General features: G+C 68.5%; 10 protein-coding genes and 3 tRNA genes. 8 read left to right on the forward strand and 5 right to left on the reverse strand.

Annotated elements, in window-relative coordinates:
• Nucleotides 1-24: 24 nt before the first annotated feature.
• The 4 genes from RWX45_RS03360 to RWX45_RS03375 all read right to left on the reverse strand — a co-directional run bounded on the left by RWX45_RS03360 (nucleotide 25) and on the right by RWX45_RS03375 (nucleotide 4,895).
• On the reverse strand, nucleotides 25-882 hold the full coding sequence (locus tag RWX45_RS03360; RefSeq protein WP_316022368.1) for a carbohydrate ABC transporter permease: 858 nt from the start codon (nucleotides 880-882) through the stop codon (nucleotides 25-27).
• A gap of 1 nt (nucleotide 883) precedes the next feature.
• The gene (locus RWX45_RS03365) at nucleotides 884-1,729 is read right to left on the reverse strand and encodes a sugar ABC transporter permease (RefSeq protein ID WP_316022369.1); all 846 of its coding nucleotides are present in this window, start codon (nucleotides 1,727-1,729) and stop codon (nucleotides 884-886) included.
• 92 nt (nucleotides 1,730-1,821) lie between these two features.
• Nucleotides 1,822-3,234, reverse strand: a complete 1,413-nt coding sequence (locus RWX45_RS03370; RefSeq protein WP_316022370.1) for an extracellular solute-binding protein — start codon at nucleotides 3,232-3,234, stop codon at nucleotides 1,822-1,824.
• A gap of 437 nt (nucleotides 3,235-3,671) precedes the next feature.
• Nucleotides 3,672-4,895 carry an ROK family protein gene (locus RWX45_RS03375; protein WP_316022371.1) on the reverse strand — a complete coding sequence of 408 codons (1,224 nt, stop codon included), beginning with the start codon at nucleotides 4,893-4,895 and terminating at the stop codon, nucleotides 3,672-3,674.
• Nucleotides 4,896-5,055: 160 nt separating this feature from the next.
• Between RWX45_RS03375 and RWX45_RS03380 the strand changes: the two genes are divergently transcribed.
• The 8 genes from RWX45_RS03380 to RWX45_RS03415 all read left to right on the forward strand — a co-directional run bounded on the left by RWX45_RS03380 (nucleotide 5,056) and on the right by RWX45_RS03415 (nucleotide 14,966).
• Nucleotides 5,056-5,658: a malonic semialdehyde reductase gene (locus RWX45_RS03380; RefSeq protein WP_316022372.1), complete on the forward strand. Its 603-nt coding sequence runs from the start codon at nucleotides 5,056-5,058 to the stop codon at nucleotides 5,656-5,658.
• Nucleotides 5,659-5,753: 95 nt separating this feature from the next.
• Nucleotides 5,754-7,109: an AGE family epimerase/isomerase gene (locus tag RWX45_RS03385; RefSeq protein ID WP_316022373.1), complete on the forward strand. Its 1,356-nt coding sequence runs from the start codon at nucleotides 5,754-5,756 to the stop codon at nucleotides 7,107-7,109.
• Nucleotides 7,110-7,182: 73 nt separating this feature from the next.
• A tRNA-Ser gene (locus RWX45_RS03390) sits at nucleotides 7,183-7,271 on the forward strand.
• 105 nt (nucleotides 7,272-7,376) lie between these two features.
• Nucleotides 7,377-7,466, forward strand: a tRNA-Ser gene (locus RWX45_RS03395).
• A gap of 197 nt (nucleotides 7,467-7,663) precedes the next feature.
• On the forward strand, nucleotides 7,664-11,239 hold the full coding sequence (locus RWX45_RS03400; protein ID WP_316022374.1) for a S8 family serine peptidase: 3,576 nt from the start codon (nucleotides 7,664-7,666) through the stop codon (nucleotides 11,237-11,239).
• A gap of 149 nt (nucleotides 11,240-11,388) precedes the next feature.
• Nucleotides 11,389-11,461, forward strand: a tRNA-Arg gene (locus tag RWX45_RS03405).
• A 194-nt stretch (nucleotides 11,462-11,655) separates the two neighbouring features.
• Complete coding sequence (gene aqpZ / locus RWX45_RS03410) at nucleotides 11,656-12,387, forward strand: aquaporin Z (protein ID WP_316022375.1); 732 nt, start codon at nucleotides 11,656-11,658, stop codon at nucleotides 12,385-12,387.
• 1,133 nt (nucleotides 12,388-13,520) lie between these two features.
• Nucleotides 13,521-14,966: a GuaB1 family IMP dehydrogenase-related protein gene (locus RWX45_RS03415; RefSeq protein WP_316022376.1), complete on the forward strand. Its 1,446-nt coding sequence runs from the start codon at nucleotides 13,521-13,523 to the stop codon at nucleotides 14,964-14,966.
• 137 nt (nucleotides 14,967-15,103) lie between these two features.
• On the opposite strand, the gene RWX45_RS03420 is transcribed toward RWX45_RS03415, so the two are convergent.
• The coding region (locus tag RWX45_RS03420; protein WP_316022377.1) for a PLP-dependent transferase at nucleotides 15,104-16,265 on the reverse strand (1,162 nt) is incomplete at its 5' end.

Genomic DNA, 16,265 nt, shown 5'->3' on the forward strand with positions numbered 1-16,265 from the left:
TGCTGAGTCGTATGTGCGGGCCGCTCAGCCCTTGACGGCGCCAGCCATGGCGAAGCCACCGCCCACGCGGCGCTGGACGATGAGGTAGAGCAGCAGGACAGGAGTGGAGTAGAAGATGGAGAAGGCGGCCAGCTTGCCGTAGGCGATCGACCCGTGGGTGCCGAAGAAGTTGTAGATGGCGACCGCGGCGGGCTGGTGCTCGGGCGAGAACAGCAAGACGAAGGGGACGAAGAAGTTCCCCCAGGCGCCGGTGAACACGAAGATGAACACCACCGCGATGCCCGGTTTCATGAGGGGTACCACGATGCGCCACAGTGCCTGCATGGCGGAGGCACCGTCCACCCAGGAGGCCTCCTCCAACGAGATCGGTACCGAGTCCATGAAGTTCTTCATCATCCAGATGGCCATGGGCAGCGAGGTGGCCGCCATGAACAGGATGGTTCCGAGCACGGAGTCCAGCAGCTGAAAACTGACGAACAGGGTGTAGACCGGCACCATCATTGCCGTGATGGGCAGGCAGGTGCCGAACAGGATCGTGTACATGAATCCCTTGTTGAACCGCATGCGGAACCGGGACAGCGGGTAAGCGGCCAGGGTGGCCACCACCACGGTGATGGCGGCGGTACCGAAGGAGATGAGGAAGGAGTTCCACAGCGGCCGGGCGGTCTCATCTATGTTGGCGATCTCGGTGAAGTTCGAGATGGTCCACCGCTCCGGGATCGAGATGGACACCGTTGCCGCAGGATCGAAGGCGGATAGGACGATCCAAGCCAGCGGGATGAGGAAGCTGACCCCGATCAGGGCCATAACCGCCGAAGCCGCGAGCTTCAACCCGCGTCCGCGCGGAGCACTGAGCCTGAGAGAGGAGTTCGGGCGAGGCATATCAGTCCACCTCCGGCTTGAGGAGCTTCATGTAGACGATCGAGAAGAGCGCCCCCACCAGCAGGGTCACGGTGGCGATGGCCGTGCCATAGCCGACCTGGGAGAACTTGAAGGCCTCCTGGTAAGCGAGCACCGGGAGCGTGGAGGAGCTGGTGCCCGGGCCGCCACCGGTCATGACCCAGATGAGGGTGAACACCCCGAGGGTCTGCAGCGTGGTGAGCATGAGGTTGGTGGCGATGGACCTGCGGATGATCGGCAGGGTGATGCGGAAGAAGCTCTGCACGGCCGAGGCGCCGTCGATGGCGGCGGACTCCTTGACCTCCGGGGGAACCTCGGAGAGTGCGGCGTTGTACTGCATCATGGAGAACGCGGTGCCGCGCCAGACATTGGCGAGGATGACCGAGAGCATGGGGAAGGCCAACAGCCACTTGGGGCCGGTCAGGCCAATGAAGGCGAGCATCGAGTTGAGCGTGCCCTCGGAGGCGAAGAAGGCGTAGCAGGCGAAGGCCGCCACAATCTCCGGAAGCGCCCAGGCCACCACCACAATGCCGCCCACGATGGCGGACAACGGGCGAGCGCAGTGGCGCATGAGCACCGCCAGCACCATCCCCAGCACGTTCTGCCCGACAATCGCCGAGGCGAAGACGAAGACGGCGGTCAGGAGGATCGACCGCAGGAAGGCCGGATCGGAGAAGAGGGCCGCATAGTTGTCCAGCCCCACGAACTGCGGGGCGGCCGCCTTGTATCCGCTCATGGCCCGGTCGGTGAGGGACCCGTACAGCGAGTAGACGATCGGACCGGCCAGGAAGAGCGCCAGCAGGACGATGGCCGGCAGGAGTGGGGCCATACGCCGGAGCGTTCTTCCCGGGTGACGACGACGCGAGGCGGAGTCGGCGCGCCGTCGCCCCGTCGTCGCTGTGGGTGAAGCTGTTGAGCTGGTCATGAGGAGGCCGCCTCGGTGCCGTCCTCGCCGACGATGGAGATCAGGCCCTCGTCATAGGTGGCGGCGGCCTCCTGCGGGGTGGCGTCGTCGGTGACCACGGATTCGCAGGCGATCTGGATGTTGCCGGAGATCTGCGAGTAGTCCGGGGTGGTTGGGCGGAAGTGGGTGTACGGAACCAGGCTGGAGAAGAACTCGAAGCTGGGGTTGTAAGAGAGGTAGTCCTCGGACTCGGCGACGTCCTGGCGGACGGCCACCTGGGCGTTCTCGGTGTCGTACTTGAGGGTGTTCTCGTAGTTGAGGGCGATGGAGATGAATTGGAAGGCGGCGTCGGGATTGGCGCACTTGGAGCCGACGGCGAGTGTCCAGCCGCCGGACATGGAGGTGAAGCCGTCCCCCTGCCCGTTCTGGGTGGGCATCATGGCCAGTCCCATGGTCTCCTCCCACTCGGGCCACGGGTTGTCTCCGGAGATCCAGCCGCCGGGCATCCAGGATCCGTCGATGGCGATCGCGAGTTTGCCCTGGGGGAGCAGCTCGGTGGAGATGCGGTTGCCGATGGTGGAGTCGAGAGCAACATCGAGGCTGGGGCCGAGTTCCTCGGCGTAGACCGTGTCCATGAAGGCCAGGGAGTCGATGAATCCTTGCGAGCCGGTGATCCACTTCTGGGTGTCGGTGTTGTGCAGGAGTTCGGAGTCGGTGCCGGACAGAAGCATCTCGAAGCCCTGCATGGAGGTCATCTCACCTCCCGCCTTCGCCACGAAGATGTTGAGCGGGATGACATCGGGCACCTGCTCCTTGATGGTGCGGGCGGCGTCGAGGATTTCGTCCCAGGTGGTCGGCTGCCAGTCCTCGGGCAGACCCGCTTGGGCGAAGATCTGCTTGTTGAAGTAGATGCCGCGGGTGTCGGTGCCCATGGAGACGCCGTAGATCTTGCCGTCGTCGCCAAGGCCGGCCTCTTTGGCGGAGTCGACGAACTGGTCCCAGTCCTCCCACGCCTCGACGTACTCGTCGATCGGCATGAGGTAGCCGGCGGCGGCGTCTGAGCGCACCTGGAAGGAGTCCTCGTACATGACGTCGGGAGCAGTGGAGTCCGAACCGTTCATGAGGGCGAGCTTGGTGAAGTACTGGTCCTGCTCGGCCTCGATCGGCACCAGCTCGACGGTGACCTCGGAGTTGGCGGCCTCGAACTCGTCCGTGGCCTTGGTCAGCAGATCCTCAAGCTGGGTGAAGGCCGAGGTCTTCTGATAGGCGATTTTCAAGGTACTGCTGGAGCGCTCGCCGGAGGAGCCGGAGCAGCCCGCTGCTAGCGCCGCGACGGAGGTCAGGCCGGCACCGATGAGGAAGGTCCTGCGGCTGGAGGTCGGGCGGCTGGGGATCAAGCGGCTGAGGGATGAGTGGATCGGCTGGGACATGGTGGGGGGCTCCTTTGCGCCGTGGGCGTCGCCAATGACGCCTCGAATAAAATTAGTCCACCAAATGGAGAAAAAACTGTCAAGGCGTCGGAGTGGGCGTTGCGGAGTCGTTATATTTGTGGTGCGAGGGCCGATTCTGTGGGAGCGCAGGAGGGTGGTCGTCGTCCGGCTGCGTGCTGTCCTCTGCGCCCCGGGCCTGCCTTCGCCGGGGCTGGGGCCTGGCTCGGAGCGGAACTGTCTGGATTTGGTACAAACGGGCTTCCGAAGCCGAATGACGTTTTGCGAATCGTTGGAATGACGCGGTTTTGCCGTGCGGCGCCGGGACAGTTGGCCGTGTTTGTGCCGAATTGCGACATCAGTGCCTGCGCGGCGAGGGGTGTGAGCCGGATTGTGGACGGCGGTCGGTGGGGACCTCGAATGCGGCGCGGGCCGGTGGCTCACCCGTCGATGAGCAGGGTGGACGGCGTGGGTGAGAAGACCCGATCCAGCACGAGGCACGCCGCCCCGACTGTTCCGGCGCGTTCTCCGAGCGACGAGGTGTGCACGGTGAGGGGGCGGGGCTGCCCATGGAGCATGTGCCCCGCCACCGTGGCCTTCAGCTCCGGTTCGCACAAGGGACGCATAGCGCCCCAGCGGGGTCCGGTGATGACAATCGCCGTCATGTCGAGTAGCTCGCTCACGGCCAGCGCCGCCATACCGAGCACTCGGCCGGCGGATTGGAACACCTTGAGCGCCGTGGCATCCGACCGATTCGCGAGTTCAAGCAGGCGGGTGAAGCCGACGTCGATGACGGTGGGGTCCCATGAGTCAATCTCGCCGGGCAACTCCAGGCCGAGCTCGCGGGCGTGCGCTACGAGTTCGCGTTCACCCAGGGACGTGCCCAGGGTCCGGCCCCGTGCGGAAGTGGACAGCGGGTCGCCGGGTAGGTGCATGCTCTCCCCGGCATTCCCGGTGGTTCCCCGTATCACCTGCCCGTTGATCACCGGTGTGATGGCAGCACCCGCGCCGATGTAGAAAACGAAGAAGTTATCCGGTTCGGGCGATTCTCCCGTCCATAGGTGGGCCTTGGCGACGGCGGTGACGTCCTTGTCAAGAACGACGTCGAACCCGGTCTCCCGTGCGAGGAGGTCACGCAGGGGGACGGTGCCCCAGCCTGGCAGCAGCGGCGGGCTGACGGTGCCGGCGTCGTCGTCGATGGGGCCGGGCGCGGCGACGCCGATGCCCAGGAGCCTGTCGTGAGGAACCTCGGCCTCGCGCGCCAGACGGTCGACTTCGTAGTGCAGGTGGGCGATAACCGCCGTCGAGTCTTCCGGGGAGGGCAGCGGACCATACGTTTCGGCGATCACCTCTCCGGTCAAGTTAACGACCGCGATGCCCAAGGCGGAGGGGTCGATGTGGATGCCGACGGCGAATCCACCGGAGGGGTTAAGACTGAGGGCGACGCCGGGGCGCCCTCTGCCGCCGGGGGCAACGACCCCGGTTTCATGGATCAGGCGCTGGTCGAGCAGCTCGCGAGTCACGTTGGAGACCGTCTGCGGCGCCAGTGCGGTGATACGTCCGAGTTGTGCCCGGGTCAGCCCGTCCGCCGAATGACGGATCGCCTCCAGCACGACGGCCCGGTTGAACCCGCCGACCCTGGGAAGGTTACTGCCCCGCCCCATGGCGCCTCCTTCGGTTCGGTTCGCCGTCCTCCTGGATAGGCGGCACAACCAGCCTAGGGTTTCTCGCGTCGCCGCAGCGAGGTGGCATGTAGTCCACGCTGAACCTACGGTGCCTTTACCGCCCCGGAATAATTTCGGCCCGCGGTCAGTTGCCGCGAGTATGAGTAGTCACGACACCGCCGTCGTTACTGACGACGCTCTTGCTGTCCTGTTCACCAACGCCCACACGGCCCGGTCCTTCCGCGACGAGCCGGCCCCCGTGGAGCAGGTGCGGCGCGCATACGACAATGCCCGCTGGGCTCCCACCGCGCTCAACTCCCAGCCGCTGCGTCTGGATCTGCTGGCTTCGCCCGAGTCCCGGCAGCGGCTGGTTCCGCTCATGGCCGGGATGAACCAGGATTCGGTGCTCAGCGCGCCGCTGGCGCTCATCGTGTCTGCGGACATCGCCCTGGAGAAGTCCATGCGGGCCCTGGGGGCGCCGGAGGAGATGCTGCAGCGCCTGGCCGGCTCCATGGAGATGCGTCAGGGGTTGGCGCGCGACTCGGCGCTCATCCAGCTCGGCTACCTCGTGCTCGCCCTGCGCGCCGAAGGACTCGACGTCGGCGTCATGACCGGTGCGGACCTGCCCGGCATTGACGCCGAGTTCCACGCCGACCGCCCCTGGCAGACCATCGCCGTCGTCTGCGTCGGGCATGGCGACGAGAGCGCCTTCCACCCGCGCAGCCCCCGGCACGACTTCGACGACGTCTCCCAAGTGCTCTGAGGACCGCCGACTGTCATGTCAGCCGTCGTGCCTGCTAACGTTCGCTGTGCCCCAACCTGACGAAGCGGGCTACGAGTACGGGTCGAGGAGGACTCATGGGACTGGGATGGTTCGGCGCCCCCGAGCACAACCGCTGGCTGGCGGAGGAAACGCACGCCCTACTGCGCTACGCGCGCGCGGCCAGGGTTCCGGCGGGCTTCGGGTGGATCGGTGAAGACGGCGTCGTCGACGCCTCTCGGCCCGTCGAGCTGTGGATCACCGGACGCATGACCTTCGCCTTCTCCCTGGGCGCCCTGCTGGGCATTCCCGGCTGCCGCCGTTACGCCGACCACGGGGTGCGGGCCCTGAGCAAGGTCATGCGCGACTACGAGCACGGCGGCTGGTACTCCGCCGTCCGCCACGAGCTCGACGCCGACGGGCACGGCGTCCCGGTGGCGGCCGACGCCCGTAAAGAGTGCTACCAGCACGCCTTCGTGCTGCTGGCCGCAGCCACCGCCACCGCCGCCAACCGGCCCGGGGCGCACGAGCTGCTCATGGACGCGATGGAAATCCAGAACCGCTACTGGTGGGACGACACCTACGGCCTGCCGATCGAGTCCTACGCCGCCGACTTCACCGACCCGGAGAACTACCGCGGCATTAACGCCGCCATGCACACGGTCGAGGCCTACCTCGCCACCGCCGACGTCACCGGCGACGTCACCTGGTTGACCCGGGCCGTCCAGATCATTGATTTCGCGGTCAATGTTCAGGCCCGCGCCCACGACTGGCGCCTGCCCGAGCACTACGACACGAAGTGGCACCCGCTCCTGGACTACAACCGTGACGCGCCCGCCCACCCCTTCCGCCCCTACGGTGTCACCCCCGGCCACGGCTTGGAGTGGTCGCGCCTGACCGTCCAGGCCCGCGCCGCCCTCGTCGCCCGCGGCCTACCCACGCCGGACTGGATGCTGGATGCCGCCGAGGAGCTCTTCGACCGTGCCCGCACCGACGGCTGGCGAGTCGACGGCGGTCCCGGCTTCGTCTACACCACCGACTTCGACGGTGCCCCGATCGTGCACGAACGCATGCACTGGGTGGTGTGCGAGGGCGTGTCCGCTGCGGCCGCTATCCGGCAGGCGCTGCTCGACGACGGTCGGGGGGAGATCGACGTGGAGCACTACGAGCACTGCTACCGCTCCTGGATCGACTACGCCGAGGAGTACCTCATCACCTCGCCCGGCGTGTGGACCCATGAGCTCAGCCAGGCCAATGCGCCCTCCACCCGCACCTGGGAGGGGCATCCGGACATCTACCACGCCCTGCAGGCGATGCTGGCCGCCCGCATTCCGGTGTGGCCGACGGTGGGACAGACGCTGGCAGAAGGCCGCCTGGACCAGCCCTCCCGCCCCACTCCGGCCGTCGAGGCACGCGGTCAGTCCCGACGACGCGGACTATTCGGCCGGGGGTGAGCCGCAACACCTCACGGTTCAACCGGGCGGGTGCTATGGTCTGACCTGCGCGTGGGCGCATGCCGACGCGCCTGGAGAGGTGACAGAGCGGCCGAATGTGGCGGTCTTGAAAACCGCTGTGCGCCTGGCGCACCGGGGGTTCGAATCCCTCCCTCTCCGCCACGGGTGATGGCACACCACCCCCGCAGCGCCCCGGCGTGGGCCGTGCGGCGGGTCGTTGCCTCACCCCGTGCGCTGGGGTAGGCTCATCGAGCCGATCCGGCACCTGGAGATGTCGCATAGTGGCCTAGTGCGCCTTCCTGCTAAGAAGGTTGGGGATAAAACCCCTCGGGAGTTCGAATCTCCCCATCTCCGCCATCGGGCGTCCTGCCCGTCCGCGATAGCCCCCATGATCTTCGCGGTCCCGGTGTGCGCGGGACTCGGGGCGTGATCCATGTCGCCCTCCACGTTGCGGACTTCACTTCCGGGGTATCGGAACGATAACGTGTTAGGCGGAGCCCTCTGCTCTGTTCCCGAAACGCGTCATGCGATCTCGATCCCCAGGAAGAAGAACAGTGCGCCACCGCAACCATTCGTCACGATTCGCGCGCCCGCTGCGTGGCCTGCTCGCCTCCGGCGCGGCGGTCCTCACCGGCCTCGCCCTGCTGGCACCGGCCACGGCCGCGCCGCCCGCCTCTGACAACTTCACCGCCAACCCGCCCGCAGACGTCGAGGTGAGTGCCAAGATCACCCACACCATCACCCACCCGGACGGCAGCGACGCCGAAGCCATCGAGAACCGCTGGTTCGTTGAGCTCGCTTCGCCCGCCGTCGCCGACGGCGGGGATGCGGCCGCCGTCGCCGCCGAACAGAAGCAGCTGGCCGCCGCCATCCGAGACGCCGGCATCGACGCCGAGGTCACCACCGAGTACGGAACCCTGTGGAACGGCGTGGCCGTCAGCGTCGACGACGCCGCCGTCGAGTCCCTGGCGCAACTGGACGAGGTGGTCTCGCTCCAGCCCGTCGTCCGCATCCCCCAGCCGGACGAGGACCTCGCCGCCGACTCCCGCACCGCGGCCGAACAGGCCGAGGGCCTGCTCACCCCCCAGATGAGTTCGGCGCTGGGCCTGACCGGCGCCGACATTGCCCAGTCCGAGCTGGGCTACACCGGCGACGGCGTCAACATCGGCATCATCGACTCCGGCGTCGACTACGACCACACCGAGCTCGGCGGCACCGGCTCCGCCGGCACGCCGGCTACCGAGGGCGATGGCTCCAGCAGCTTCCCCAACGCCAAGGTGACCGCCGGATTCGACTTCGTCGGCGACGCCTACGGGGACCCGGCCGTGGCCGCGCAGGACCTGCAGGCCGCCTACACGCCCGTCCCCGACGCCTACCCCGACGACTGCTCCGGCCACGGCACCCACGTCGCCGGCATCGCCGCCGCTCACGGTACAGCCGGCACCGACGAGGTCACCGGCGTCGCCCCCGACGCCGAAATCGGCGCCTACCGGGTCTTCGGCTGCCAGGGCAGCTCCGACGCCGAGGTCATCGCCGTGGCCATGCAGCGCGCCGCCGAGGACGGCATGGACATCGTCAACCTGTCCATCAGCGCCGACTACATGGTGACCTCGGACTACCCGATCACCGCCTCCGCCGAGAGCCTCGCCGCCCGGGGCATCGTGGTCACCGCCGCTCAGGGCAACGCCGGCGAGTCCGGCCGCTGGAGCCTGGGCGCCCCCGCCGCCGGGGCACACGTGCTGAGCGCCGGCAGCGTCGACAACACCATCGCCGAGAGCTACTACTTGGCCGTCTCCTCGCAGTCTTCCGGCACCGAGGTGCGTTACCTCTACAGCCTCGCCGAGGGCGGCGCCACCTCCGTGGTCCGTGACGACGACGCCCACTACCCCCTCGTTGCCGCCGGGGACCCGGCGGCCGACGGCGGCGACGAGACCACCGACGCCTCCCTGCTGTGCCAGCCCGTTTCCGCCGACGCGTTCAGCGGCGCGGTGGTGCTCGTGCGACGCGGCGGCTGCTCCTTCTACGACAAGGCGGCCAACGCCGAGGCCGCCGGTGCTGTGGCCGTCATCTTCGACAACAACGCCGCCGGCGCTTTTGGCGTCACCCTCACCGGCGGCGCCTCGACCATCACCATCCCGGCGGTTGCCATCTCCCAGGAGGACGGCGACGCCATCCGCGTCTCCCTGGCCGACGACTCTCAGCTGGCCTTCTCCGAAGAATCCGCAGAGTTCAACATCGCCACCGGCGGGGAGGTCTCCTCCTTCAGCGCCTGGGGCCTGAGCGAGGACCTGAGCCTCAAACCCGACGTCGTCGCACCCGGCGGCTACATCTGGTCAACCTGGCCCCTGGAGGAGGGCGGCTACCAGTCCGTGTCCGGCACCTCCATGTCCGCCCCCTACCTCGCCGGCGCCGCCGCCCTCATACTGCAATCCCACCCCGAGATCAAGACGGCCGGGGGCGTGGACGTCGTCGAGGACATCTCCTGGCGACTCCGCTCCACCGCCACCCCACTGGCCTGGGCGGGCAGCGAGGATGCCGGCCTCCTGGAACCGGTGGCCCACCAGGGCGCCGGGCTCATCGACGTCGACGCCGCCATCCGGGCCACCACCCGGACCAGCGCCTCCGTCCTCAACCTCGGCGAGTCCGAGCACTACCCGGACGGCAATACCCAGGAGGTGACGCTCACCAACCAGGGCGCCGAGGCCGTCACCTACGCGCTCTCACACACCGATGCCGTCACTGTCACCGGCGCCTCACCCACGCCGCAGCAGGGCACCACCACCCCGGCGAGCGTCTCCACCGACGGCACCTCCGTCACCGTCCCGGCGGGCGGGACCACGACGCTGTCGGTCACCATCACCGCCCCCGCCGACGCCGCCGACGGCGACTTCTACGGCGGCTGGGTCGTCCTCACCCCCACCGACGGGGCCACCGGGCAGGCCGACGGCACCGTCCGCATCCCGTATTCGGGAATCGCCGGGAACCTCGCCGCCGCGCAGGTCTTCGGTGACGCCACCGCCGTCGTCGACCTCGACGCCAAGCCCGTGGACACCGGCAGCTACGTGTTCGGCGACTCGACCCGCACCACCGAAGGCGCCTATGAGGACCTGCCGGCAGTGCTCATCGAGCCGCTCATTCCCTACCGGGGCTCCGTCCTGGAGGTCTCCCGGGTCTACAACGACGGCACCGTCACCTACCTCGGCCCCGCCACTTACGACGCCAGCGCATACGTGCGCGGCCAGCGCCCCTACTTCGTCTGGTACGGCGGCTACCTTGACGCCAACGGCGACGTGCAGCAGGCCCCTACCGGGGACTACCAGCTGACGGTGCGCGTGTGCCCCGCGGGCGATGACTGCGCTGACGCCGCCGACTGGGCGGTGTGGAACTCCCCGGAGATCGCCATCGACTGGAAGACCGATGGCTACCTCCCACAGTCCTCCCTCGCGGCGACCGCGCCCGAGGGTGCCGATGCCGCCGTGGATGACAACATCTTCACCACCGATGCTGAGTCGTCCGGGCAGGCCGACTACGTGCTCGACCTGGGTGCCACCTACGACGTGACCAAGATCCACTACACGCCTGACCAGACCGCCGATGCCGCCCACGCCACCGAGCTGACGGCGTACGTGTCGGCGGACGGGGAGAACTGGGAGCAGGCGGGCTCGGCGCAGATCGACGCCACCCGGTGGGCTCCGACGATTCTGGAACTCGACCAGAGCGTGCGCGGGCGGTACGTGCGTGTGGAACTGACCAATACGAGCACGGGCGAGAGCAATGGCGTCAGCGTCGCCGAGCTGCGGGTGGCCGGGGAGGAGACGGCCGCGCCGGACCCGACGGCCGAGCCAACCGCCGCACCAACGGCGGCGCCGACCGGTGAGACGACCGCGGGGCCGTCCACGCCGTCGTCCGCCCCGAGCACCGATACCGGTGGGGGAGGGGCGCCGTCGTCGGGACCGACCGGTTCGTCCGGCGGCGGGGTTGATTCCGTCACTTCGCAGACGCAGGCTGCCGCAGCCACATCCGTGCACTCGCTGGCGCGTACCGGCGCCTACACCGCACTCATCCTCGTTGCCGCCAGCCTCGTGGTCGGAGGCTGCGTGCTGTTGCTGCTACGGCGGCGGTACCGCTGAAGGTGAGAATCGGGCACTGAAGCCAGCCCCGGCGGGCGCGTCACGTCGACGACGCCCGGCGCCCGCCGGGGCTGTGCCCAGATTCACGGCCGCTGGATTTGTGGGGCACCGGCAGGTCGAGTAAGGTTCCGGAATGTCCGAACCGGATTGCGCCAGTAGCTCAATGGATAGAGCATCTGACTACGGATCAGAAGGTTGGGGGTTCGAGTCCCTTCTGGCGCACTGACGCCCCGTCATCGGCTGTACAGTCGGTGTTGCGGGGCGTTTTCCATGCCCCCAGGGGCATGCGGCGTCGCCCCGGCGGACTGCTTGAGGCGCCGCGCGTGGAGACGCCGTCGGGAAGTCCAGCACTCAAGGTTCACGCCTGGCGCCCGACTCACTTACCTGAATCACCTGTACGACTACGAAAGGCCCTCATGGCTCCCCTGTCCAAGCGCCTCGGCGCCGAGTTCCTCGGTACCTTCTGGCTCGTCTTCGCCGGCTGCGGCTCCGCCGTCCTCGCCGCCACCGCCACCACCGACGCCGGCTTCCCCGTCGGCATCGGCTACCTCGGCGTGGCCCTCGCCTTCGGCCTGGCCGTGACCACCATGGCCTACGCCGTCGGCGCTGTCTCCGGCGGCCACTTCAACCCCGCCGTCACCCTGGGCCTGGCTGTCGCCGGCCGCTTCGCCTGGAAGGACGTCCTGCCCTACTGGTGCATCCAGGTTGTGGCCGGCCTCGTGGGTGGCGGCGTCCTGTACGCCATCGCCTCCGGCGCGGACAGCTTCGACGCCGCCGCCAACGGTTTTGCCGCCAACGGTTACGGCGAGCACTCCCCGCACGGCTACGGCATGGCCGCCGGCTTCATCTGTGAGCTGGTCATGACTGCGATCTTCCTCATCGTCATCCTGGGCGCCACCGACTCCCGCGCCCCCAAGGGCTTCGCCCCGCTGGCCATCGGCGCGACCCTGACCCTCATCCTGCTGGTCTCCATCCCGGTCACCAACGCCTCGGTCAACCCGGCCCGCTCCATCGCCGTCGCCTTCGAGGCCGGCAACGGGGCCCCCGGCCAGCTGTGGCTGTTCATCGTCGCCCCGCTCCTGGGGGCGGCCATCGCCGGCTTCTGCTACGCCTTCCTCGTCGGTAAGGACCCCGAGCAGGACGCCTGAGTCCAGTGCTGGCTGCCCAGTGATGTTGGGGCGCCACTTCGCGATCCGCTGAGCCGACCCCGGGCGGACGGGGTGCTCACCCGTCCGCCCGGCGTCGAGCACGCGGGTTAGTCCGCGAGAACGCTACACGGCCCTCCAGAACGCACCCCTAGGGTGCGTTCTGGAGGGCTTTCGCGCTGTGGTGTGTTCTCGCTTGTGGGAGGGTTGAATCTCGTGGCTTTTGGCGCTACCAGTGGGTGCGTCTTGTCGTGTGGTGGCCGTTTGGGCTGGGGGTGGGTGTTGAGGGACCTGGCGGAAGCTAGCGCAGGCCGCCTCCAGACCGGTGGCGGTGGGGGTGCTAGCCGTCTCCAGGCCAGTGGGCGGCAGCCGTTTCAAGGCCAGTGGGTGGTGAGGTGTCCATTGGTCGCAACTTTTGAGCCGCGGGGCGGTGCGGGCAGGCAGCCTTCATCGCATTCGCCCAGGTCAGAGACGGTTTCTGGAAGATACCGGTCGGTGTGGGCCGCAAAAGTTGCGACAGATGGACACTTTTGGACTGTTCCCCCGCTCCGCTGCCGGGCCGGCGCCCTCCATTGGGTGTCGAGGGGCCTACTTGGGCGCGGGATGCGTGCCGTGTTGCCACCGGCCCCACTTGAGTGCCCGCACATCCACGGCGGCACCCCGCCATGACGCCCGCCCTGCACCCTGCGGCATCTACTACGCCACCTCACGGTCTACTACACCCGTTCAGGGTCTGCTACGCCACTTCGGGGTCCGCTGTATGGCCCACAGGCCTCCAGCAGACCCCTCACCGGCGTACTGGGCGGCGAAGTGGCGTTCCATAGACCGCGGCAACGACGACCCGCGTGCTCCGAGTCGCGTCCCGCACCGCTATACGCCCCGCCCCCGGGCCCTCACGAGCGCCATAACGCTCCACCGACACAGGGCCATGACTTCCCGCCAGAGCCTCATGACTTCTGACACTCCCAGAGCCCATGAAATCCAACAGACCCAGAAGCCACAAGACACCCCAGCACCCCAGGGGAGCGTTCTGGAGGGGCTTGCCCGCGTCGTGGCCGACTACCTCGTATGCTCGAGGTCTCACCTCGACGTCGTTGTGAGTCCAGACGGGCGCCATGCCGCCGTAGAATCTTCTAGTGAAGTTTCTCAACGGCATGGCGCCCACTTTCGACCTCACATACGACGATGTATTCATGGTCCCCTCCCGCTCCGCGGTGGGATCGCGCACCGGCGTGGACCTGACCACCGACGATGCCACCGGCACCACCATCCCCCTGGTGGTGTCCAATATGACCGCCGTCGCCGGCAAGCGCATGGCCGAAACCGTCGCCCGCCGCGGCGGCATCGTCATCATTCCGCAAGACATCCCCGCCGACGTTGTCATCGACACGGTCGCCCAGGTCAAGGCCTCTCACCTCGTCTACGACACCCCGGTCACCGTCAAGCCGCACCACACCTGCGGCTACGCCCTCGGCCTCATCCCTAAACGCGCTCACGGGGCCGCCGTCGTCGTCGACGCGGACACCAACGCACCCATCGGCATGGTCAATATGCGCGATGTCTCCGACGTCGACCGCTTCACCCAGGTGCGGCGGGTCATGAGCACCGAGCTGGTCACCCTGCCCGAGGGCATCGACCCGCGCGAGGCCTTCGACCGGCTCCAGGCCGTCCGCCGCACCCTGGCGCCGGTGGTAGCGACCGACGGCTCCCTGGTCGGCCTGCTCACCCGCTCCGGCGCGGTGCGCTCCACCATCTACCGTCCCGCCGTCGACCCCGCCGGGAGACTGCGCGTAGGCGCAGCCATCGGCATGAGCGGCGACCCGGCCCGCCGGGCGGCCGAACTCGCCGACGCCGGGGTGGACGTCATCGTCGTCGACACCGCCCACGGGCACCAGGACCACATGATGGAGGCGGTCGCCGCGGTACGTGCCGTCCTGCCGGACGACTTCCCGATTGTCGCCGGTAACGTGGTGACTGCCGCGGGTGTGCGCGACCTGGTCGCCTCCGGCGCTTCCATCGTCAAGGTGGGGGTGGGGCCGGGCGCCATGTGCACCACCCGCATGGCCACCGGTGTCGGCCGCCCCCAGTTCTCCGCCGTCCTCGAGTGCAGCCAGGAGGCCGCCCGCCTGGGGGCCCACGTGTGGGCCGACGGCGGGGTGCGCCATCCGCGCGACGTGGCCCTGGCGCTCGCGGCCGGCGCTTCGAACGTCATGATCGGGTCCTGGTTCGCCGGCACCCACGAGTCCCCGGGCGACATCCAGTACGACGCCGAGGGCCGCCCCTACAAGGAGAGCTTCGGCATGGCCTCGGCTCGCGCTGTCGCGGACCGCACCGAGGGGGAGAACGCCTTCGACCGTGCTCGCAAAGCCCTGTTCGAGGAGGGCATTAGTGCCGGGCGCATGTACCTCAGCCCCGAGCGGCCCGGCGTGGAGGACCTCATCGACTCGATCGTCGCGGGTGTACGCAGCTCCTTCACCTACGCCGGCGCGGGCACGATCCCCGAGTTCCGCGAACGCGCCATCGTGGGCATCCAGTCCGCCTCCGGCTACCGCGAAGGGGCGCCGGTGCCGGTGAGCTGGTGAAGGCAGCCGGGTTGTGAGCCAGCAGCTGGGTTCCGGCGAGGCCGGCGATCATGCACGCCCTCATTCACCGAAACCGGCACTAATAACGTGCCCAAACCGGTCGATATGGTGACGCAGGGGATGGCTTGCGACATCGCTCATGCCGTCGTGCCCGCCCGGTCCAAGGCCTGGCGCAGATCCGCGACGAGGTCGTCGGCGTCCTCAATGCCGACACTCAGCCGCAACAGCTGGTCGGTGAGCCCGTAGGCGACGCGCGTGGCCGGCGGCACGTCCGCATGCGTCTGCACGGCCGGGCAGGTCACCAGCGACTCCACCCCGCCCAGCGACTCGGCGAAGGTGAAGACGCGCACCGCCCCCAAGAAGGCGGCGACGTCGAGCCCGCGTGCGAGCTCAAAGGACACCATGCCGGAACGCCCCGGGTAGAGCACCCGCACCACCCGCTCATCGGCGCGCAGGAACTCCGCCACCCGCCGGGCGTTCGCCTCGTGACGCTGCATGCGCAGGGACAGGGTCTTGAGGCCGCGCAGCAGCAGGAAGGCGTCGAAGGGGCCGAGCGTCGCGCCGGTGGTGTTGAGCTGGTACTGGACCCGCTCACCCAGCCCCGGGTCCGCGACGACGACGGCGCCCGCCATGACGTCGTTGTGTCCGGCCAGGTACTTCGTGGCCGAGTACACGGCGATGTCGGCGCCCAGCTCCAGTGGACGGCAGATCACCGGGGTGTAGAAGGTGTTGTCCACCGCCAGCAGGGCGCCGGCCGCATGCGTCCAACGGGCGACCTCCGCAATGTCCAACTCGTTCATCATGGGGTTGGTGGGGGTCTCGATGATGACGAGGGCGGCGGGCCGGCGCAGCGCCTGATGCAATCCCGCCTCGCCGACGACGAAGTCGACCTCGTAGGCGCCGTCGTCGGCCAAACCCTTGAGGTACCGGTAGGTGCCGCCGTACAGATCCTCCAGGGCAACGATGCGCGAGCCGTGCGGCGCCAGTGCGGTGACGGTCAGCTGTACCGCCGCCATCCCGGAGGTCAGGGCGAAGCCGGCGGTCCCGCCGTCCAGCCGGGCCAGGGCATCCTGGAGGACGTCGCGGGTGGGGGAGGCGGTGCGCGTGTAGTCGTAGCCGGTCGACTGCTGCAGCCCCGGGTGACCGAAGGCGGTGGACAGGTGGATCGGCGTGGTGATCGCGCCGGTGGCCGGGTCCGTGCCGGTGCCCACATGCGCCAGCACGGTGTCGAGCCGCCAGGAATCGGGACGCGACGCCCAGCTGGCGTGGTGCTGGATCGGTGCGGTGCGACACGCAGAC

The sequence above is a fragment of the Actinomyces sp. MRS3W genome, from assembly GCF_032465695.1.
Classification (GTDB): Bacteria; Actinomycetota; Actinomycetes; order Actinomycetales; family Actinomycetaceae; genus Actinomyces.